Source organism: Convivina intestini, from assembly GCF_003096575.1.
Taxonomy (GTDB): domain Bacteria; phylum Bacillota; class Bacilli; order Lactobacillales; family Lactobacillaceae; genus Convivina; species Convivina intestini.
In genome coordinates this window covers 38510-59059 of the sequence record NZ_QEKT01000010.1, presented here as the reverse complement: position 1 = coordinate 59059, position 20550 = coordinate 38510, and the positions used below count along the sequence as shown (strand labels likewise).

19 protein-coding genes are annotated in these 20550 nt (G+C 37.9%); 8 read left to right on the top strand and 11 right to left on the bottom strand.

Annotation, left to right across the window (positions count from 1 at the left end; all coding sequences use genetic code 11):
• Nucleotides 1-281 precede the first annotated feature (281 nt).
• The 3 genes from C7384_RS07250 to C7384_RS07240 form a co-directional block, all read right to left on the bottom strand.
• Complete coding sequence (locus C7384_RS07250; RefSeq protein WP_089940015.1) at nt 282-1220, bottom strand: hypothetical protein; 939 nt, start codon at nt 1218-1220, stop codon at nt 282-284.
• A 26-nt stretch (nt 1221-1246) separates the two neighbouring features.
• The gene (locus tag C7384_RS07245) at nt 1247-1612 is read right to left on the bottom strand and encodes a hypothetical protein (protein WP_089940012.1); all 366 of its coding nucleotides are present in this window, start codon (nt 1610-1612) and stop codon (nt 1247-1249) included.
• Nucleotides 1613-2268: 656 nt separating this feature from the next.
• On the bottom strand, nt 2269-2817 hold the full coding sequence (locus tag C7384_RS07240; RefSeq protein WP_089940009.1) for a TetR/AcrR family transcriptional regulator: 549 nt from the start codon (nt 2815-2817) through the stop codon (nt 2269-2271).
• 138 nt (nt 2818-2955) lie between these two features.
• On the opposite strand from C7384_RS07240, the gene C7384_RS07235 reads away from it, so the two are divergent.
• Both C7384_RS07235 and C7384_RS07230 read left to right on the top strand, forming a co-directional pair.
• Nucleotides 2956-4434, top strand: a complete 1479-nt coding sequence (locus C7384_RS07235) for an MDR family MFS transporter (protein ID WP_089940005.1) — start codon at nt 2956-2958, stop codon at nt 4432-4434.
• Nucleotides 4424-4966: a DUF4811 domain-containing protein gene (locus C7384_RS07230; protein WP_089940001.1), complete on the top strand. Its 543-nt coding sequence runs from the start codon at nt 4424-4426 to the stop codon at nt 4964-4966. Before C7384_RS07235 ends, C7384_RS07230 begins: the two co-directional genes overlap by 11 nt.
• Nucleotides 4967-5177: 211 nt before the next feature.
• On the opposite strand, the gene C7384_RS07225 is transcribed toward C7384_RS07230, so the two are convergent.
• Together C7384_RS07225 and C7384_RS07220 are read right to left on the bottom strand one after the other, a co-directional pair.
• On the bottom strand, nt 5178-5870 hold the full coding sequence (locus C7384_RS07225) for a CPBP family intramembrane glutamic endopeptidase (protein WP_089939998.1): 693 nt from the start codon (nt 5868-5870) through the stop codon (nt 5178-5180).
• 321 nt (nt 5871-6191) lie between these two features.
• Nucleotides 6192-7772, bottom strand: a complete 1581-nt coding sequence (locus C7384_RS07220) for an Nramp family divalent metal transporter (RefSeq protein WP_089939996.1) — start codon at nt 7770-7772, stop codon at nt 6192-6194.
• 441 nt (nt 7773-8213) lie between these two features.
• Between C7384_RS07220 and C7384_RS07215 the strand changes: the two genes are divergently transcribed.
• Nucleotides 8214-9005: a TraX family protein gene (locus C7384_RS07215; RefSeq protein ID WP_089939993.1), complete on the top strand. Its 792-nt coding sequence runs from the start codon at nt 8214-8216 to the stop codon at nt 9003-9005.
• Nucleotides 9006-9063: 58 nt separating this feature from the next.
• On the opposite strand, the gene C7384_RS07210 is transcribed toward C7384_RS07215, so the two are convergent.
• The 3 genes from C7384_RS07210 to C7384_RS07200 form a co-directional block, all read right to left on the bottom strand.
• Entirely contained in the window at nt 9064-9975 is a 912-nt protein-coding gene (locus C7384_RS07210) for a magnesium transporter CorA family protein (protein WP_089939988.1), read from the bottom strand.
• A gap of 83 nt (nt 9976-10058) precedes the next feature.
• Complete coding sequence (locus C7384_RS07205; protein ID WP_089939986.1) at nt 10059-10259, bottom strand: helix-turn-helix transcriptional regulator; 201 nt, start codon at nt 10257-10259, stop codon at nt 10059-10061.
• Nucleotides 10260-10700: a hypothetical protein gene (locus C7384_RS07200; protein ID WP_089939984.1), complete on the bottom strand. Its 441-nt coding sequence runs from the start codon at nt 10698-10700 to the stop codon at nt 10260-10262.
• A 130-nt stretch (nt 10701-10830) separates the two neighbouring features.
• Here C7384_RS07200 and C7384_RS07195 point away from each other — a divergent pair, with 130 nt between their 5' ends.
• Together C7384_RS07195 and C7384_RS07190 are read left to right on the top strand one after the other, a co-directional pair.
• The gene (locus C7384_RS07195; RefSeq protein WP_089939982.1) at nt 10831-11532 is read left to right on the top strand and encodes a CPBP family intramembrane glutamic endopeptidase; all 702 of its coding nucleotides are present in this window, start codon (nt 10831-10833) and stop codon (nt 11530-11532) included.
• 174 nt (nt 11533-11706) lie between these two features.
• Nucleotides 11707-12390, top strand: a complete 684-nt coding sequence (locus C7384_RS07190; RefSeq protein ID WP_165806807.1) for a YoaK family protein — start codon at nt 11707-11709, stop codon at nt 12388-12390.
• A gap of 34 nt (nt 12391-12424) precedes the next feature.
• On the opposite strand, the gene C7384_RS07185 is transcribed toward C7384_RS07190, so the two are convergent.
• The gene (locus C7384_RS07185; RefSeq protein ID WP_089940020.1) at nt 12425-15076 is read right to left on the bottom strand and encodes a GNAT family N-acetyltransferase; all 2652 of its coding nucleotides are present in this window, start codon (nt 15074-15076) and stop codon (nt 12425-12427) included.
• Between the two features lie 470 nt (nt 15077-15546).
• Here C7384_RS07185 and C7384_RS07180 point away from each other — a divergent pair, with 470 nt between their 5' ends.
• Together C7384_RS07180 and C7384_RS08290 are read left to right on the top strand one after the other, a co-directional pair.
• Nucleotides 15547-16401: an FUSC family protein gene (locus tag C7384_RS07180; protein WP_243400735.1), complete on the top strand. Its 855-nt coding sequence runs from the start codon at nt 15547-15549 to the stop codon at nt 16399-16401.
• Nucleotides 16358-16528 carry a hypothetical protein gene (locus C7384_RS08290; protein ID WP_243400734.1) on the top strand — a complete coding sequence of 57 codons (171 nt, stop codon included), beginning with the start codon at nt 16358-16360 and terminating at the stop codon, nt 16526-16528. The genes C7384_RS07180 and C7384_RS08290 overlap by 44 nt, the downstream gene beginning before the upstream one ends.
• 49 nt (nt 16529-16577) lie before the next feature.
• Here the strand turns inward: C7384_RS08290 and C7384_RS07175 are convergent, their stop codons facing one another.
• A complete protein-coding gene (locus C7384_RS07175) occupies nt 16578-16820 on the bottom strand; it encodes a hypothetical protein (protein WP_089939976.1) in 243 nt (80 codons plus the stop codon).
• 33 nt (nt 16821-16853) lie between these two features.
• A complete protein-coding gene (locus C7384_RS08180) occupies nt 16854-17024 on the bottom strand; it encodes a hypothetical protein (protein ID WP_165806806.1) in 171 nt (56 codons plus the stop codon).
• Nucleotides 17025-17368: 344 nt separating this feature from the next.
• On the opposite strand from C7384_RS08180, the gene C7384_RS07170 reads away from it, so the two are divergent.
• Nucleotides 17369-20425: a glycoside hydrolase family 68 protein gene (locus C7384_RS07170; protein ID WP_165806805.1), complete on the top strand. Its 3057-nt coding sequence runs from the start codon at nt 17369-17371 to the stop codon at nt 20423-20425.
• The last annotated feature ends 125 nt before the right edge of the window (nt 20426-20550 follow it).

The following is a 20550-nucleotide window of genomic DNA, read 5'->3' as shown; positions in this document are numbered from 1 at the left end:
CGCAGTATCAAAAACAAAAAGTCGCCTAATTACCGTAGTAATTAAGCGACAAGATTTATGACATTACTTCTCTCCAATTTGGAGGGCGCACTTCAAAAACTTAATTTATGTGTCTTTTTAATATAATCAACATACTTACTGATGATTATAATCATTATGTTAAGTTAAATGATATTCAACTGCACGTTCTACTATAGATCTAATAATATCTTCTATTTCAATCTGCAGCTTGTCCTTGAATTTATTGGTTTCTAGACATGAATCACTAGGTGATATCCTTATTATCTCAAGTTATCCGGTATCAATTTTGATAAAATTTGTTCAATTATTTTTGGATTTTTACCAATTTTTTCATACTCTCGATAATAAAACCATATTAATGCTAATATCCTATACCTATTTTTCAATTTATCATTTTCAACAGAAGCGTTATCAATTAACAATAATACTAAGTCTATAAAAGTTCTATTAGCAATTTTTCGGTACACTTTATATATAAACTCGTCTATTTCAATCGATGATTCCAACGATCCATGTGAGAAATCATACTGAATAATTGTTTTATGCCAATCATTACCTTCTTGATAATGACTAATTACTAATTCCATTCTTTCGAAAACTGAAATCAAATACTCGTCAGTAATATTTGGAAATGATAAATTTGTCCACTGCTCCAATATATATAATGCAGAAGATAATTGTTTTTGACTTGGACTATTTGTAGATTTCAAATCTCTCAAAATTCGTTCCATTGCAGACCTAAAGAAAACAGTTATTTCCTTTTTATAATAAACAACAGGTAATTTATAATCGAATTCGGACACATTTACTTCTAAATCACTAACATAATCTTTCTTATCTTTATTATTTTTATAATTACTATAAGATCTATCTAAATTTCTATTAAACTGAATTTGATTTGTGTATTCTAAAAGTTCAGCACTGTATTTTTGATAAAAATCATTACCATAGATCCTTTGCATATAAAATCGGTTTAAAAATTTAACTAATCTATTATTAGCATCAATGATTTCACCGACAATGGTATTACTATCATTTTCAGCAAATATATCATGATCAAATTTCATTACCTCCAGTACACGCCTTTTCTGTTCATTCATATCATGGTGAATGATAGCATTTCTAAAATTTTTTAAAGCAAAATAAAATTTAAAATCCTTTCTTATAACTGACTGATGATTAAAATCATCGTTTGACAATTTTAATATTTCTTTTATTTTTTTATCTATCTGACATACATCACCAGAAGCAAATAATGATGAATAAAAAAATTATTGCTTTTTAAAATATCTTCAAAGAATTTTTTACGATCATCCTTTTTTGATGGAATTTTTCCTTCATCAATTTGATTATCTTTTTTTAATTTTTCTATAGCTTTATCAGACCATTCTCCTAATATGGTTTCAAAGTTACCAATAACAGATATAACTGCAATTCTAAATATAAAACCATGATAATAAATACCTGCAGGTGCAAAAGGATGAGACTTATAAAGATTTAACAAACGAGAGATATAACCCAAGTCATCTGCATAACTAGCAATAAAAGAATGATTTAAATCATTCAAATTTAACATTTTTTCATCTTTCATAATTTATTCTCTACTTTTATTATTAAATAATACAACTATTAAAAATAATTTACTAAACTTAAACAAGGGTAGCAAGTTTGAATTTGAGCAGAGGAAACCCTTAGTTTTAAGGGTTTAAACAATACAAGGTGCAGCTAAGCATTATCTCGCTTGTATTATCCACGTATTCGCCTATTTACTCTTCTATCGTCTGCCCAATAGAAAAAGCCTTACATCTAAGGCTAAGACACGTCAGACACCGTTTAAAATCGTTTTCAGAACGTTCTAAACCACATAGGTGTTAATCTACATGCCAATCCTTTTGCCATTCACTTGCAGGGCGATCTGACCCATATTCCAAGTACTCATTGCCCCCTTGATCGTAGCTAAATAGAACATCTATTTAGCTCAAGGTTCGGACGTGGTTTGAGCGGACCTTGCACCCCCCTCTGATGATTACACGTCGATACTGTAGCTGTAGGATAATGCATCATAATGAAGTAAAAGACACGTAAAGCTTAAATTACGTGTCTTTTTAATTAACTATTATTACTACTGATGGCCAGATGCATTATATTAAGTCAACACAATTATTGCAATTAAAAACGTCAGTTTAATGCAATTAGCGCTCAATACAAGAACAGAGTAAATGTATTCAATTAGTCGCAATTTTCCTATTATTTTTCTTCAAGGAGTTGTTTTGGTAGTAAGTTTAGTACGATATCAGCCATTTCATCTGGTGTTTCGGGCGTATTTCGCTGTAACCATTCAAATAGTACTGAACTTAGAGCTCCTGTTAAAAATGAAGTAAGGTACAGATTGTTTGACAATTGTGGATCTTGATGGTGTAGCTCATTTGAAATAGAACGAAAATATTCAATAACGTAGGCGGAAAGCCCACTATTGAATAGGAGCAGAAAGCGATCTTTTTGTTCAAGGAAGAATAAAAATGTACTACTTAAGTCCTGTTTGACGGACTTTTTTGTCAAAATGACATTCTGGGTTCTCCTTTGCTTTTGTCGAGATTCGATGATTGTTTTCAAATAGTAGTCTAAAATTTCTTCTTTATTGTCAAAATTACGATAATAAGAAACTCGGCCGACTCCGGCCGACTTAATTAAAGAAGCAATTCGAATTTCTGAAAACTTTTTAGTTTCGAGTTCTTTAAATAATCCATCAACAATTTGATTTTTAACACGTACATTTTCTTGCTGACCGTAATTCATAGCTTCCTCCGATATACTTACTAAAATTATTATAGCAAGGAATACATGTGAAACATATTGACACACTTAAATTTTCTGATACTATAGTTTTAGTATTCATGTGGTACATTTTGTATCATAAAGAAATGGAGAAAATTTATGGAAGAAAAACGACCATATAATCGTACGTTAATTCTTATAGTGTTAATGATTGCGGCTATGTCGGGAGCTTTGATGCAAACTTCTCTTGGGACAGCACTCCCAACTTTAATGAGGGCATTCAATATTGACCTGTCAACAGCTCAGCAAGCAACAACCTGGTTCTTACTTGTAAATGGGATGATGATTCCTTTGTCAGCTTATTTAGCAAATCGGGTACCCACGAAGATTCTACATATCATTGCTTACGTTCTTTTACTAATTGGTGTGGCCATGTCAATGTTTACGCCTGAGCAAAAGGACATGTGGTGGCTCTTTGTGGCAGGCCGTATCGTGGCTGCTATGGCGGTCGGCATAATGATGCCAATGTTGCAGGTTTTAATTATCAATATGTATAATCCGGAGGAACGTGGCGGTGCCATGGGACTGATGGGTTTGGTAGTTGGTATGTCACCTGCTATTGGCCCCACCCTAACAGGATGGATTCTTGAAAAGGATCACAATATTTTAGGGTTGACCTTATCCAACGATTGGCGTTCAATTTTTGTTATTCCATTTATCATCATTGTTATTGCCACAATCTTGGCGCCATTCTTGTTGAAGAATGTCATGGAAACAAAGCAGTTAAAACTAGATTATGCTTCGCTAGTTCTATCAGTGATTGGATTTGGACTCTTTCTCTGGGGCTTCACTAACGTTGCCTCACAAGGTTGGGGTGATTTTGGACAGGTTATTGCCCCAATTGTTGCTGGGATGCTCCTCTTAGTGGTCTTTGTATGGCGTCAGCTAAAATTACCAGTGCCTTTCCTAGACATGCGCGTTTTTACAAAAAAAGAGTTTACAATTCCAACGATTGCCCTCTTATTGGCAACCATGGCGATGTATGGTGTCGAAATGATGCTACCAACCTACCTGCAAAATGTACGTGGTCTTAGTGCCTTAGATTCTGGTATTACGCTGATGTGGGGCGCCCTCTTCATGGGCTTTATGTCACCTGTTGCTGGTATTTTGTATAACAAAGTCGGCGTGAAACTCCTTTGTTTCTTCGGATTTGGCGTGCTAACGCTTGGAACTGTCCCCTATATCTTCTTAAATGAAACAACTCCGACAGTTGTTATCTCCGTTCTTTATGCTTTGCGCATGGCTGGAATTGCACTTGTAATGATGCCATTAACAACGGCAGCTATGGGTGCTTTACCTGATGAAAAGGGAGCCGATGGAACGGCAGCCAACAACACCCTCCGTCAAGTTTCGTCATCTGTTGTCGTGGCCCTGTTAACATCAATTGTCCAGAATGTAATTAATAACAACACACCAAGTTCTTCACTAAAGAAAACAGATCCCGTTCAGTATGCTGGTAAAGTTTTAAACGCTTCGATGGACGGATTTCAAACGGCCTTCTTGATTTCATTGATTTTCGCCATTATTGGCTTTATCTTTGTCTTCTTTATGAAAAATAACCAAAAGGATGGCAAATAAGATGATAATTTGGATTATTGCTGCATTAACGGTATTAACTTTTCTTTCCATCTTTTTAATTGGGAATAAGGTTGTTCGTTACACATTAGGTGGTGTCTTTGCCCTCCTAACTACCATTGCCATCGTTTTGCTTTCAGCCAATATGAATAGCCATGTTGGTATGGAAAAAACTTCAACAACCACAACGAAGCAAGTTTATGCCGTGACGCCTACCCAATCACCTATTAAGGCAGTTGCTGTAAAAAAGATTGGCTCGAATAACTATGTTTTAATTTATAAGAATTCTGAATCTGATGCAAAAGCGAGTCCACACTTTGCCCCTGATACAAGTAATACTGTGGAAACAGCAAAGACGACGAGTAATTATGAAAAAATAAACATTGAAAACGCGCAAATAAAGACAGTAACGACCAATTGGACTTATAAATCTGACTTATGGAAAAATCTTTTCCATCATAAAAATGAAGATAATACAGTATCAATAAAATATACGTTACAGGTTCCAGAAAATTGGCAAGTGATGGAAAAGTAACCCATGTCTGTATGAAATTGTTCAAAATAAAAAGGCAAACATTAATATGCTGATGTTTGCCCTTTTAATTGGTCATTTAACTAAAAATAATTAAGTAATAACTACCATAAACAACATTGTTCATAGTAGCTTTTTTATAAAAAAGCATTTCATAATTATCATTAAAAGTGGAAAATTTGATTTAAACAGAAAAGCCGTTAGCTTTTCGTAACTAATTCATAAAAAGAAATACAGGAATTAGAGAAATTGTATTGTTCAGTATATGCAGTCCCATACTAACCGTAATTTTATTGGATCGACTATATACATACCCAAAAGATAATCCTAATACCAAGTAGCTAAGAAAAGTGGGAATGGTTGCTGGTGTAAGGAAGATGGAGTGCATATGCGGGATGGCAAACAAGAACGCCGATAATAGAATTTTATAAAGTTGTTGATTTGGTTTAAAAAAGGCGTTCATTAAGTAGCCTCGGAATACAAATTCTTCCAAGATGGGGCCAACCACTGCAGCATACATGACCGCTAGTAAAAGGTTTGCCGGGCTTAGCTGGGATAAAAAGTGATTAATATTATCTTGATTGACTTGTTTAACATGTCCTATAAAATGTATAGCTAATAAGTTGATTAGAATAGTTGCAGTAATCTGTATTAAATAAGTTTTTACAATTAGCCACAGCTCATCTGCATTTATACGAGAAAATTGTAAATTAACTTTTAAAACATCTGTACTTATTTTCTTTGAAAGCCATATAGCCAAAATATATAACGCTAAAATTCCCAAGAAGATAAAAAAACTAATTGTTTTATTTTGTATTAAATTCGTTAATTTGATTGTTTTTGATAAGGCTATAAGTAATGCAATTTGAATAAGTAAAAATGTTGTTTTTTGAATAAATTTCGACATGACCCTTCCTCAATAAAAAGCTGAGTAAAAAAAGTTACACCACCTATATTTGTAAATTTCTTTATTCAGCTCGTACTAATATCCATTGAAATGATGAACTAAGTGAAAAAATATTTTATCTAACCTGAAGTACTCCCTCCCTTTTGTAAAATAGAACATACTTTGGAATCTTAAAGTTATTGATACCATTGTTAATATTTTATCATATGGGTCCGAACGCTAAATCACCCCAAAAACGCTACCGTCACTACTGACGATAGCGTTTATTCATTAAATTCCAAAAAAGACACTCACAACCATCATGGTTGTCTTATTTAGAAGTTAAAGTTTTTCAGATACTTTTTCAGCTTCTTCTCGGCGGCTAAATTCTAGATTTGTTTTGTGCAAATCGTAAAGCACCCAAGCCAATAAGGCCAAAATACCAACGATGGCGCTATAAGCGATGATATTTGATATCAAGGTTTCGCTATCGGAAGGATTATCGCCGAAGAAACCAAGAATTGAAGTTGGCAGGTTGTACATATTGAGCATAATCAGCACAATCACGGATACCCACCCAGAAATTTTAACCCAAAGGGCGTTGGCAAATCGTTTTCCTTGCATTTCAGTGGCACTGTTGGTAAACATTAGCAAAGGCAACATTGAAAATGGCAAGGCCAAGGCTAGAAAGACCTGAGAATTGTTCATTAATTCGTTTAAGGCTTCGTGTTGATCAATCTTTGAATTACGGCTAGTTAGCATCACACAAATAACTACCGGAATAATTGAAAGAACACGGGTGATTAAGCGACGAGCCCACAGTGGCATGCGCATGTGGATGAACCCTTCCATGACCACCTGTCCAGTTAGAGTACCAGTAATGGTTGAATTTTGTCCAGAGGCCAATAGGGCAACGGCAAACAAAGTTGATAGAATACCAGTTTTAGCCACGTCGGCTAAAATGCTATTACTCATAAAGGCCGGATCCTTTAAGGCTTGAAACAAACCAAAGAATGAAGGATCTTGGACGGCCCCCGACTTGAAGACGGCCACTCCCATGATTAGCAACAAGGCGTTAACGAAGAAGGCCATGGTCAGCTGGATATTGGAATCCATAGATGAAAACTTCACGGCCCGAGCCACATCTTCAACATCATCATGGTTCACTTTTCGAGTTTGTGAAATTGATGAGTGCAGATACAAGTTGTGGGGCATGACAGTCGCTCCGATGATTCCTAAAGCTCCACTCAAAGGCGTGATACCACCAACTTCAGGGGTTTGTTTAACGGTATCAATACTTGGGACTAAGCCTTTCATAACCGCCAACCAGTCCGGATTGGACAAGGCGACTTCATAGGCGAAGACCAAAAAGATAACACAAATTAAGCAGACCACGATGGCTTCAATTTTTCGAAAACCAATGGCGGTCAGTAACAATAGCACCAAGACATCTAAAACGGTAATCAAAACCGCAAGTAGAATTGGAATGTGGAACAAAAGATACAAGGCAATCGCCCCACCAATAACCTCAGCAATATCAGTCGCCATGATGGCTAATTCGGTCGATATCCATAAAACAATTCCTAGGGTTTTACTGGTCCGGGCTCGAATGGCCTGGGCCAAATCCATTTGACTGACGATTCCGAGTTTGGAAGCCATATACTGTAACAACATGGCAATTAAAGATGAAATCAAAATAATGGACATCAATAAGTATTGGAACGATTGTCCACCGGTGATTGAGGTTGACCAGTTACCGGGATCCATATAACCGACGGCAACTAGGGCGCCAGGTCCGGAATACATGAATAAGGTTTTCCAAAAACCGATGTCTTTGGGCACCTCGACCGTTCCGTTAATCTCTTGTAGTGATTTACCATTCGCATATTCTATGAAATGGTGTTTTTTTACATTCTCTGCCACAAAAATTCCTCCTCACAATTAATGTGTCGTAACAAATAAATTCTCGATTGCTCTACTATTTATTTGCGGATGAATTTAGCAAATACTTGTAAACCAAAACTATTAAATTGTAAAAGTGCTGTGATAAAGCCTCTTAGAGCTTGATTTAGCAGTGATAAGCTAATCCAATCCGCATTTATCTAAGCTGTTAATCGCCCCCTCTTCCCTATTTGGATAATACTTTTTAAACCTCCCTGCCCACAGCATATACCAAGTTATCGGTTGATACCAGTATTTTACCGGGTAGTCAATTAAAATGTGGTGATTTCAGGTATTTTGGGCATATTTGGTTACTTATTTGGCATTTTCTGTAACCTAACAAACTGTAAGCTTAATTTCTTACATACATCTGTATACTCAATTTATGTAAGCATAACAACAGTTTTGGAAGGGACACCTGCTATGTCTATCTTGAAAAAAGGATTCACCACTTTTGACATCAAAGTTATTGGAATCATTTTGATGGTGATTGATCATATTCATCAAATGTTTTTTTATACGGTACCCAGTTGGGTAGATTGGTTCGGTCGGCCGGTGGCGACCATGTTTTTCTTTGTCAGTGTAATTGGCTTTTCTCACACACGTAATAAAGGGAAATATTTATCACGACTTTACATCGGGACAGTTGTGATGAGCTTGGGTAGTCCGCTCTTAAGTGATTGGATAGCACACACCGGACCGATGGAAAACTTTGGCCTATCCAATAACATTTTCCGTGATCTGTTTTTGGGTGTGATTCTGATGTATGGGGTCGACTTTATTGTCGAATATCGAGTTAATAAACATAAGGCTGACCTGTGGAAAGGCATTGGTCTACTGTTACTACCAATTTTATTGGCACTACCGATGGTCTTTATGACCATGCTACCCATACCAGTTATTTTAGGCTATACGGCCTTGGTACCCAGCATGTTAACTGCTGAAAATAGTTTCCTAATTTACATGATTCCTCTATTGTATTGTTTCAGAAACAACCGCCTCGTCCAAAGCGCTGTGATTGCCCTGGGAGCAATGATTGGTTCGTTAGCCTTTGGGACTAGCCAGTGGTTTATGGTGTTGGCCATTATTCCGATACTCCTTTACAACGGACAAAAGGGTCCGGGGATGCGTAATTTCTTTTATCTCTTCTATCCAATCCATATCTGGATTTTGTATGCAATCTCCTGCTTTGTTAGTTCGCAGTGGTTTTCATAAGTAAAATATATTAAAAAGCCGATAATTTTATCGGCTTTTTAATATAGTGAAGATGGTGTTAAATTATCTTTTTCTTTTTCATATAAGCGACTAAAGCCATCATGATAATTAGGGTGATAATAATGACCGTTACCCAGTCAAAATTGCTATGACCAAAGGGTAAGCCGACGTTCATACCAAAGAAGCCGGTCATAATGGCTGGTACCGTGAGGATAATTGACCAGACAGTTAAAAATTTCATCGAATCATTTAGATTACTATCCATAATGCTGTTGGCAGTGGCTGACAGGGTTTCAATGATTTTTTGCGAAGTTGTAATCATTTGGATGGATTGGTTAGATTCAATGAGGATGTCATCGACGATGGCTAGTAAAGGCTTCTGACCGGCAATGAAATGCTGATTATTTTGGAGACTTTGCCACAGCAAGTTATTGTTGTCAATTGAGCTGGCCAGATAGACGATGCTTTTTTGTACGGTGGCGACGTCGATTAGTTCATCCTTGGTAATATCACGATTAATGCGGGCATCTAATTTGATGCGGACACCGTCCAATTCCTTAATGGCCTGGTGAAAATACTGCGTTGAAGATAGAAAAATATTCAATAAAAAGGTTGGTAGATTCTGTGTGTTAGTGGTCGTTGGGAGGGTATCAAACATATAGTTGACTTTGTCTGAATGAAAACTCAACAAGGTGTTGTCAATCACTAAGAATTTGACGGACTCAGCGGTAAAATGGGTTTCACCGCTCTCATCTTGGCTCCAGATGGGCATATCATACACGAATAAATCAGAATTGAGCGGGGCATCATAATCGTAATGGGGCCGCTCGTTACTGTCGGTTAGATAGCCAATCATGGTTTTCGTTAAGTTATAGGTATCGGTTAACTTGGCAATATCTGTTTGATCTAAATTAACAATATCTAACCATTGAAAAGTTGCTGAACTTGGTAAATCTTTTGGATTAATCATCGTTTTTCTCCCAATTAATAAAGTTCTTATGCTAGCGATATTTATCGAAGTATTTCTGCTGTCCTCATACTTTTTCCGACTCCTTATTCCCAAAATAATTGGTCTAGGGTCTTATTCAACGCCTTACAAATGTCGATACAAAGATTAATGGTTGGATTATACTTTCCGGACTCTACGGCGATAATGGTTTGGCGAGAAACGCCCACAGCCTTGGCCAGGTCGGCTTGGGTTAATCCTGCTAATGTACGAGCCGCTTTAATTTTTAGATTTTTTTGATTATTCATCTAGTTCTTTTTTCCTCTATACAGCATCCAGCCGATACATCCGGCGTAGATGGTCATGAAGATGCCAACCATGAGATTTAGCATGGCCACAAAGGTGATTTGATGATGTAGGAATGATGGTTGGGATAAGAAATGATGGAGGTACGAAATACCAGATAGTAAAAAGGCAATTGCTATGATGAGCTGATATTGCTTTGGTATTTTTAATAGCAGAGTATCGGTTGAGCGCAAGGTTTGTTCCACGGCCTGGTGAATAGTTAGTACGGCCAGAATGAAGAACAGCTGTGTTTCAGTGGCGGCCCAATGAATTTTAAATAGCGCTAATACCATTAGTATTAGCAGTAAGCCCATGGCAATATATAAGCCGCGGGTATCAATTTTACCGGTTTCAGCGACCTGAAATTCGTCGCGTCCCCAGCGATCTTTATTGTTTTTTAACATAGACTTCCCTCTCTAAATTTAGGTCACATTAAGTATACTATAAAATACTAAAAGTTAAACATATTTGACTTTAACGAGTTATTATATAAAATAAAGTATATTAAGTTATTTTTTAGAGGAGAGTGGAAACATGTTTTTTGTGAAAGAAAAAAAGCCGATTCGGTGGCAGACGTATTTGAAACGGATTGGGCTGTTGGTTTTGTTGCTGTTTTTATATCAACTGGCTGAAGTACCTATGACTATGTTGGCCCTGCCACATTTGAGTTTGCCATGGATAATTTTTATCCTAATTTGCAGCCTAGTGGCGGTTGCGCTGATTATTTGGTATGCCTGGTATTGCTACCAAAAGGTTTATCAACAAGTCAGCCATAAAATAACTAAGTCAAATCTTTATCTGATTATTGGTAGTTATCTGGTGACGGTCGTGATGTCGCAAGCCTTTATTTTCTTAAACAGTAAAATTTACGGTCAAGAAGATACGGCCAATGATGTCGTCCTTCAAACCTTAATGAGTCATAATTCAATTATTTTAGTGACAGCTTGTATATTTGGAACTTTTGTTGCCCCAATTGTGGAGGAGTTAATTTTTCGAGGTTTTCTAATGAAGGGAATCTTGGTTAATTTGAAGCCAGTCTATGTCATTATCATTAGTGGGCTCTTGTTTTCCAGTGTTCATCTTAGCTCCAACCCGATTAGTTTTGCCTTGTATGCTACGATGGGGATGATTTTAGCCTATGTCTTCGCTAAAACGGATAAAATTGAGGCCTCAATTACCGTACATATGATTAATAATGCGGTGGCGTTGATTCCGATGCTTTGGGGTGTTAATTAAGTTCGGATTTAATATTAAAAGGCAAGCTTAGCGGCTTGCTTTTTTTGCTGATGTTAAGGACTGGTGAACTGTTTTATTAGTAAAGACTGTGTTAGTCTTGGTATCTATAGCTATCTGCAGCCTAAACTAGTTATAGATAAATTATGTCTAATGATTGGATGGAGGAATCAAAATATGATCATTAAAAACAATGACTCCCTTTTTATGGGCGCCTTGTTAACCATGTTAGCGGGATCGATTGATGCTTATTCATTTCTAATTCATGGTGGTGTTTTTGCGGGTTTGCAGACAGGAAATCTCATTTTATTAGGAATAGAAATTAGCCACGGTAATCTAGTGGCAATGCAGCAATATATTTTTTCGATTGTATCCTTTGCCCTAGGAGCTATATTGGTTCGATATATTCAACATAAATTTAATGATAGCCATACGAATGCCAATTTTCGGAAAATTGGTATACTTGTTTATCAGACGGCTTTGTTAGTTGCTTCATTTTATGTCTATCAGCAACACTTGGGAATTTTGTCGACTGCTCTGATTTCAATGGCGGCGGCTAGTGAGTTACAGGAATTCAAAATGCTGAAAGGTAAGCCCTTTACCCCGATTATGATGACTGGGAATCTACGAAAAATATCAGAATCCGGGATTGATTGGCTGATTTTTAAGCAAAAAGCGGCACGACATGCTTTTCTAGATACCCTAGTAATTATTGGCGGCTTCGTTGGTGGAGCGACCTTAACCGGTCTATTTATTAAACTTATGAGTGTTTATGCGCTAGTTGTGCCAATTGCCTTGATATTTATTATTATGATTTTGATTATCATCATTAGTCAAAATCAATCAGCTTCTGAACGTTAAAAAATGTCCCACCAGTTTAATTGGTGGGACATTTTTAGTTAGAATTTGAACGATTCGTTGGCTGACCATGTAAATGGTCATTTGTCTTATTTTGCCAAATCATAGTGACATGAGGAGTGCCTTCAAAAATAAAAGGTTCTCCTTCAGGAATAAAATTGAATTTTTCATAAAAGCCAACGACCGGCTGTTGGGCTTCAATTTCGATGTTCTTATCTGGCCACTGCTGACTACACAATTGCAGAATTTGTCTGACTAATTTAGCCCCTAAACCAGATCCACTAGTTGATATTGATGTTGAAGTGGATGTTGACGTACTTGCTGACTCACTTCCTGATTTATCTCCTGGTGTTGAATTGGAGTTGGAAGTCGAAGTGGATGCGGAAGCCGAATTCGATGCACTAGCTGATTCTGAAGTTGACTTAGAAGCCGATTTGCTAGATGAAGTCGATTCTGAATCTGATTCTGACTGACTAGTGGACTTGGACTTAGACGCTGAGTTCGACGAGCTTTGTGAGGCTGAGTCAGAGGTCGAAGTTGATTCACTAGCAGACTTGGAAGCCGACTCTGATTCCGATTGACTGCTTGATTGGGATTTAGAAGCCGAGTCTGATGAGCTCTTTGAGGTTGAATCAGAAGTAGAAGTTGATTCACTCGCTGACTTAGAGGCCGAATCTGATTCTGATTGACTGCTTGATTTAGACTTAGAAACTGATTCTGATGCGCTCTTTGAGTCTGAGTCAGAATTTGATGTCGAATTCGAGGCCGAAGTTGATTCTGAAGCTGACTTAGACTGGCTAGTTGAAGTTGACTCAGAGGCGGAACTTGATTCACTTTTTGCCTTAGACTCTGAGGTTGAAGTTGAAGTTGAAATACTATCTGATTGTGAAGTTGAACCAGAAATCGATTCGCTAATTGATTTTGAAGTAGAATTCGATGTCGAGGAACTAGTCGATGTTGACTGTGAGGTTGAAGTCGACGAACTGCTAGATTGTGAATTCGAGGTCGAACCAGAATCACTTATGGACTTAGAGGTTGAAGCTGAGGTTGATTCACTGGCCGACTTAGAGTCGGACTTAGAAGTCGATTGACTTGCTGAATCAGAACTTGAAGCCGAGGCCGACTTACTAGCTGAAGTTGACTTGCTGGCCGATGTTGATTCACTAGCAGATTTGGAATCAGAGGTTGATGTTGACTCACTAGCTGACTTAGAACTTGAAGTCGAAGCTGATTGACTAGCTGACGTTGAACTTGATGACGACGTTGATTGACTAGTTGATTGTGAACTCGAAGTTGAGGATGATTCACTGGCCGATTTACTAGTAGATGTAGATCCAGGAGTTGATTCTGAGGTTGAAACCGAACTCGATGTTGAGGCTGAAGCTGACTCACTGGCTGATTTAGAAGTTGACGTCGAAGTTGATTGACTTGCCGATGTTGATTGTGAAGTCGAGTTTGACTGACTAGCTGACGTCGAGCCGGAAGCACTGTTTGATTGACTAGCCGACGTTGAAGTTGAAATTGACGTTGACTCACTGGCTGATTTTGAGCGTGAAGCCGAGTGAGAATCACTGGTTGACTTAGAATCAGAGGCTGAGTTTGAGGCGCTCGCTGATTCAGAGGTAGATGTTGAAATTGAGTCACTGGTAGATTTACTGCCAGATGTGGACGCTGAGGTCGATTCAGATTTAGAAGAATCGGACTTTGACGTTGATTGACTAGTCGACTGACTATCCGATGTCGACGTTGAAGTGCTAGTTGATTGACTAGGTGTCTTCGAGGTTGAACCGCTAGTTGAATTCGACTTGGATGTTGATTCACTGGTCGATTGACTATCTGATGTCGAAGTTGAGATACTAGTTGATTGACTAGGTGTCTTCGAGGTTGAATCGCTAGTTGAATTCGACTTGGAAGTCGATTCACTGGTGGACTGACTATCTGATGTCGAAGTTGAGATACTAGTGGATTGACTAGGAGACTTAGACGTTGAATCACTAGTTGATGTGGACTCGCTAGTCGAATGTGTTGAATCGGCTTTCGACGTTGATTCAGAGGTCGAAGTTGAAGTGCTAGGTGTGTTCGAATCGGAGCTTGACCCAGAATTCGATTTACTTGTTGACTGTGAACTCGATGTTGAGATTGAGTCACTGGCAGATTTGGAGCTAGAGGTGCTAGTGCTATCAGATGTCGGTGTTGGATTTGGATTTGGATTTGGACTTGGATTCAAAGAAGCCGATTTGGACTCAGACGTCGAGATTGAAGCACTGGTTGATTGCGATTGTGAACTTGAAGCCGAAGTGCTGTTGGAGCCCGATATCGAACAACACATGGAATCAATATAGATATTAATTACGTAGTTGTTGTTATTGATAATGTTATTGGATCCTTGCTGAATAACATTAATATTCGTAGAGCCTTGTTGCTGATTATTGTTATTAATGACATTAGTTGGAGCTGAGTTAGCCGTGCTAGTTGTGCTGGGATTTAAGTACATGGCCTGCTGATTAGCCGGTGAGGCGTTATTTCCCTGCACTGATTGAGAAACCGAACTCGGCCCAGTATTATCAGCTGAAGCATTCTTATCTAAACCGATTGTTAATAAGCCCATTCCAGAAACTAACCAAAACTTTCCTGACTTATACATTTTAAAAGATTCTTTAACTAAATAATGATTATTTACATTTTTCATACCCTGATAACTCCCATAATACTATTAATGAAATTAACCAAATAATTTTCATTTTTTATTAAACATGCCTAATATAACAGCATTTAATCAGAATGGGAATTTAATTAAAAGTACAACAAAGTATCCTTAAATGAATTAATTTTGTATTAACTTTTTTAAGATTAATTGGTCTAAAAAGCAACAATACCAATTAATTTGTTTTTTAATTATATTAATCCTTGGTATGACTAACTTTTCCTCTTAGTATTTTCTTTACAGAGTTATGTTTTTCTTAAGAAAAGTAAAGATGGGCTAAAATATTTGTTCCTAAATAGGAATAGAGAAGGAAACTTAGGGATTTATTGGTTAATACTTTTTTAATAAAACTCAAATTAGTTTGTGCAACTAAATTCATGATCTAACGATGTATATTTTTTGACGAACACAATCAGATTATGTTAGGATGGAAAAATTTGTCTAAAGGAGCTGTTATGTTTCAATTTACTAAGCGCAATTACCTACATGCTTTTTATGGCCTATGCACCCTACTTGCCCCGTTGTTGGTCGGGACAATGCTGCATAACAATTGGCTGGGTGTAATGGGCTGTTTTGGGGCCTTATTGTTTATGTACTATGTACCGGTTAATCGAGATAATACGCTGAATCAATTACTGGTGGTTAATTTATGTGCTTGGATCAGTTTTCCACTCAGTGCGTTAGCTTCACGGGTTGAATGGGTCAGCATGCTTTGGATTGCCGGCTTAGCCTTCTTTTTACAATTGATCATGAGTGCCAATCGTTTTATTGGCCCGGGTGTTTTTTTCTTGCTGATGATTAATGGGATGTTGGCTAGTTTGCATAGCATGCCCCTAAATACCGTCTGTTTGTTGGCTGTTTATGCCATATTTGGTGCATTATTTGCCACTTTACTGGCTTTAATTGAAAACGGGCAGTATGAGCACTACTCTTTGTCGTGGCCTGAAATTAAATTCACCAATACGGATTTACCAACCAATTTACGGGCACTAATTATTGGTTTGTTTGCCTTTATGGCCTATTTTATTGGCTATCATTTGCATTTAAATAACTATTATTGGCTCCTAGTTTCTGCCCTGACCATTTTGCAGTCTGAAAATGTGATGACAGCAAAAAAGCGCCAGTTGGAATATATTGGCGCTGGTTTGATTGGGACAGTGCTGGCGTTTGTTATTTATAGCTGGGTTGATGCCATCTTTCTTTTGGCCCTGCTCGCTTTGTTATTTATGGCCTTAATTTGTCTATTTATGCCAAAAAGCTATCTAGTTGGTAATTTTTTTTACGACACCGATTGCCCTGATTTTATTTAAAATTGTGCGCCCTGATTTAGGAAATGACCTCATCGTCACTCGAATTTTAGCAATTTTATTGGGCACCATGATTGGTTTGATTGGTGTTTGGTACTATGACTGGTTGATTAGAAAATTAGAGAATTAAAAACGAGTCCCGTAGATAACGGAGCTCGCTTCAACTAGTAAAATTGATACTACATTTTTCGTAAATCCCACAATAAGGAAAAGGCACCACAGAAAGTGATGAGTCCCGGCAGGAGGGCGGTTTTAAAGATACCGATTCCTAAAAATAGTAAACCAAGAAACACAAAACCCAAATCACCATATAGCTTTTGCTTCGGTTTACTGACTTTGGCGCTGGTTTGAAGGTAGCAGCTAGCAAAAAACCCACAGCCTGCTAGGAATGCGATTACAATTTGTACAACATTGTTAAACATAAATTAGTTGGTCTCCTAGGATATGATCGGCCATTATAATGTCAAAACCCAGGCGATATCAAGAAAGTTCTTTATATAGGCCTTTTTAAATGAAGGTGGTTGCCCGGTTGTATCGTTTTTAACATATTCATCAAAATAGGTGGAACGGGTATAGAAAAACACGGCGATACCGTATAACAATAATAAAATGCCAATAACTATCATAAACCTTCTCCTTAATTGAGCATTTCAACAAGAATGGTGCTTTTCTCCATTATAATACAATAAGAATCCTTAAAAAGATGGAAGAAGAGGTTTGGCTTAATTGCGGCCATTCCTGAAGAATATATTTTCCGAAGTATCTTCCTAGGTGCCCTACTCCTCCCCTTATCGAAAACTAAAATTAAAAATAATAGTATTATGTGTACTACGCCAACGGGAATGGCAACCTTATTATTCCTGTTGGAGTTTTTTTATTTATGCTAGTTTCCTTTTATTATGTATTTCACTTAACTTTCCTATATAATGAATATCGAGATTGTAAAGCTAATATTGGGAGAATAGAACGTATGAATAGAAATAACACATTAAACCATAGTCCGGCTCGTTTGCATTTTAAAATGTATAAGTCTGGAAAGTTTTGGTTAGTGTCCGGTATTAGTGTTTTTACCTTAGGACTTGGTAGTTCGGTCGCGGCGGCTGATAACGTTGAAACGCTGAAAGAACCGGATACCACGACCACTTACCAGCAAAAAGATGGCCTACCACAAAGTACGTCAATTGCGCTAACATCAGCGGCAACTTTACAACAGCCGGCATCTACGAGTAATGCAGTGCCAGTCTCAAATACCACATCGGTTAGTGCGATTGCCATTACCAGTCAAAGTCGGGTTAATCCGCAACTTACCAGTACTTCCCAGCAACCCTTATCCGAGCAAAATAGTTTGATTTCTGAGAGTACTGATTCAACGCAAAACGTGATTAGTACGCAAACGAGCAGTTCTTTCTTGGATGAAAGTAATACGCCGGCAACTTTCTTGGCTACAACTAGTACCGCTGCTGATCAAAGCGAAGCGGTTAAAACGCAAGATAGCGTTAGTTTGGCCAAGGTGGAGGTGCCTGCAGTTGATAGTACAAGTACTGACACTGATTTACACCAAGCTACTTCACTGGCCCATAGTACCAACGCAGTTCAAAGTGCCAGTACTGAGACAGTGAATCAAGATTTACAGGTAGCGACTTCGATTGCCCATAGCACTGCATTGAGCCAAAGTGCCAGTCAAGCTTTGGCTGATCAAGATTTGCGTCAGGCGACCTCATTAGCCAACAGTACGGCTGCCAGTCAAAGTATTGCCCATGCTCTTTTGATGCAAGATTTAAGCCAGGCGAGTTCTTTGGCTGAAAGTACGTCAATTAGTCAGGCTATTAATGAAACCGGTTCCGGATTGTCAACAGCTACTGCTCAAGATAAACTAGAAAAAACTGTGGGTTATTTGACAAAAGGCGCACCAATTTTCGCTGATGTCCAAGGTAGTGACATCATTGACATTGTAAATGATCATAATGTACCGGCCACAGTAGAACAAAAGAACATCATTAATAATCGTATTCCAGTATCTGTGGATAATTTGAATGGGTATATTGATCAAAGTAGTGTCAGCAGTCAGCCGCTTAACTTTTATGATGACTATGGTTACTCACACTTTACTCGGCAAAATATGGATAGCGTGATTGCTAACCATCCGCAATCCCAGCAAGTGCCTTTTCTAAATAGTGACCAAGTTAAAAATATTGCTAGTATTGGGAATATGGATACTTGGGACAGCTGGCCTTTGACTAATCCAGATGGAACCGTGGCCGATTATCATGGTTACCGCGTGATGTTTGCTCTTTGTGGCGAACCCGATTCCTTTGTTGATACTGATATTTACCTCTTTTATCAAAAGAATGGGACGCAAAATCAAGGGGCCGATTCTTGGAAGTTAGCTGGTAAGGTCTTTGAAAACTATACCGAAGGGACCACAGCCGATCAAAGCTTTATTCATCAAAGTAGTCAAAATTGGTCCGGTTCCGCTGCTTTAATCGATCCCCAATCCGATGATATGCGTCTGCTGTACACAACTGTTCGAATGGATGCCGTTCCAGGTGTCACTGATACTTATCCAAACCAAGCCTTGGCAACTGCTAATTTAAAGGTGTTAACGACTGAAAATGGTTTGGTCATTGACCATGCTGCTACCAGCGATCGGAAAGTTATTTTTTCCGGTGATAGTAAAATTTATGAAACCTATGATCAATTCCTAAAGGATGGGGTTGGTATTGATAAGGGAAATAATGAGTTTGCCATGCGTGATCCGCATTTTGTCGAGCATGATGGTAAGTATTACCTGGTTTTTGAATCCAATACTGGGACTGATAGTGGTGCTCAGGGACTGAATAATTTGTACAATATGGCCTATTACGGTGGGACTTATGAACAAAATAAATTAGTTCAAGAAGACATTGCCAAGAGTAACTATTGGTCCCACATGGTTCAAGACAATAATAATGTCTTGGGTTTGGTTGAATTAGATAACGACTTTAACGTAAAAAATATTAATAAACCCCTGTTGGGCGCTAATGCTGTCACCGATGAAATTGAGCGAGCCAACTTGTTTGAACACAAGGGTAAGTGGTACCTGTTTGGGGTAACCCGAGATGGTCGTTTTGCTTCATCAGATGCTGATCCTGGAAATGTTCACTTGCTAGGATTTGTTGCGGATAGTTTTGATGGACCTTACAAACCATTAAACGGGAATGGTTCGGTACTGGAACAAAATCTAGGCCAACCGGATTTGAACTATACTTATTCTTATTTGATTTTAAATAATGGGGATGATAACAACGATACTTTTGTGGTATTAAATTATGTCCATGAGCGATTCAATTTGAATAAAAATGATGTCCGGGCGACCTTTGCCCCGAACTTCTTGATTAAAATTGATGGCGATACAACCAGTGTTGTGGATACCTACGCCTTGCCGCAAGGCGCCTTGATTGATGATGGTAGTGGCTATGTACCAATTCAACCGGGAATTCATCAAAAACCTGGTACCAACAATGCGGGGCTATCTTGTGTAACCCCAATTCCAGGAATTCCAACGCCTTTGCCAATTCCACCGAGTGAATCAACTTCGACATCTACTAGTGATTCGGGTAGCGAATCAAAATCAACGAGTGAGTCTAGTTCGACCAGCGAATCAACTTCCAATAGTGGTTCCAAATCTGATAGTCAGTCTACTTCAACCAGTAATTCAACCTCTGACAGTGGATCTGGTTCACAGAGTACGTCTACATCAACTAGTGGCTCAACTTCTACCAGTGATTCTCATTCGCAGAGTACGTCCACATCGACTAGTAGCTCAACGTCCACTAGTGATTCGAATTCACAAAGTAGCTCAACTTCTACAAGTAATTCAACGTCAACCAGTGGTTCCAATTCACAGAGTACTTTAACTTCAACTACCCCAGGGTTGCCACCAACTAGTAAAAATGGTGTCAATTTAGATGCAGCATTGGGATTTGTCGCAGTTAATGCCTTACTCTTTGTTAGTTTGAACCGTTATCGTCGTCGACGGTCGTTATAATCAATATATTTTTATTAAGCAGATTCTGGCTGGATAGTCAGGGTCTTTTTTCTTGTTCAAAATTTCCTTTATTATGAATTTTATAAAACTTTCTTATATAATGAAGTTGTGAGATTGTACAGGTA